General features: G+C 39.2%; 1 protein-coding gene. It reads right to left on the bottom strand.

Annotated features, from left to right (window positions below; genetic code table 11):
• A partial coding sequence (locus J5224_RS32510; RefSeq protein WP_264629059.1) for an Ail/Lom family outer membrane beta-barrel protein occupies positions 1–409 on the bottom strand: 409 nt, incomplete at its 3' end.
• Positions 410–739 lie beyond the last annotated feature (330 nt).

The following is a 739-nucleotide window of genomic DNA, read 5'->3' as shown; positions in this document are numbered from 1 at the left end:
TGTCAGACACCTCAATAGCCTTACTTTTATTACTGGCAACCCATTGGTTTTTACCCATACCAATGCCGACTAAACCATAAAAACTAATATATTCGTTAACACGATAGGATGGACCAGCCAGTAGGGAATAATAGTTCACCTTCGATTTCCCTTCATAGACATGACCATCATAATAGAAGCTATTATCTTTATTCCCGCTCCCCATATAGGTTAGCGATCCAATAAAACCAAGCGAGTCATTGGACTGATAGTGATATTTTGCTGTGGCACCACGAATATTGTTAACGCCCTTTGCTTTAGCATTAGCATAACCCAGACTGATTGTCTGTGTATCCGCCTGAGCTATAGCACAGCCCCCCATTGCAGCCAACACCACAGATAATGCCAATAGCTTTTTAGTGATATTCACTTTCACACGCTCCTTTTATGATATCTAACATCCCAAAGACAGAGCGTAAAATGTCAGTTGATGTCAGGCGTGTAAATCAGTGAAATACCTTACTAAAGATCCAACTCAATTATTATCAGCGAGTTATAAAATATATTTTTTATTATCTCTTGAGATACACTGTTGTTTTCTTTAAATAAATCAACAATAGGATAAGATATTATGCAAAAAAAAACGGCAGATGATGTCATCTACCGTTTTCTTATCGCTTCGTCTGAAAAGGATCAGACAAAACTGAGGGAATTTGGTCGGCGAGAGAGGATTTGAACCTCCGACCCACACGGCCCGAAC

This window comes from Candidatus Symbiopectobacterium sp. NZEC135 (assembly GCF_025962695.1).
The sequence above is the reverse complement of the archived record's forward strand: the minus strand, read 5'-3'. Positions and strand labels throughout refer to the sequence as shown.